This window comes from Paenibacillus sp. 598K (assembly GCF_003851045.1).
Lineage (GTDB): Bacteria > Bacillota > Bacilli > Paenibacillales > Paenibacillaceae > Paenibacillus_D.
Map to the genome: position 1 here is coordinate 1 of NZ_BFBX01000261.1, position 500 is coordinate 500.

1 protein-coding gene is annotated in these 500 nt (G+C 59.0%); it reads right to left on the reverse strand.

Going from position 1 to position 500, the window contains the following annotated elements; genetic code table 11:
* The coding region (locus tag PA598K_RS36925) for a hypothetical protein (RefSeq protein ID WP_221414209.1) at positions 1–500 on the reverse strand (500 nt) is incomplete at both ends.

Here is a 500-nt window from a genome sequence, read left to right on the forward strand (position 1 = left end):
GGATACACCTCCGGCGCTGCTCCCGGCTTCGGCGTTACGTCGTCCTTGCCAAGGACGATCAAAGTAAATTTCACAACCTTGTTGTTGCTGTCTACCTCATAGATACCGATGTACCGATTGACCACCGGATCGACACCTGGGATGTCGTTGCCCAGCGTGTACGGATTGATCACGCCTACGGATGGCGCAAGGTCCCCCGAACTCGGCGTAGCGATCTTGCTCGACGACACCTTCACGACCAGGTGGTTGCCTGCTCCGACCGGAATCGCCGGGTCGCTCGGCAGCTTCGTCGTATCAGGATCAGTTCCCGGCTCCGGCACAGGCGCTGGATAGATCTCCGGCGCTGCCCCTGGCTTCGGCGTGACATCGTCCTTGCCGAGGACGATCAAGGTGAACTTCATGACCTTGTTGTCGCTCTCCACTTCGTAGACTCCGATGTACCGGTTCACGACCGGATCGACGCCCGGGATATCATCGCCCAGCGTGTACGGGTTAATGAC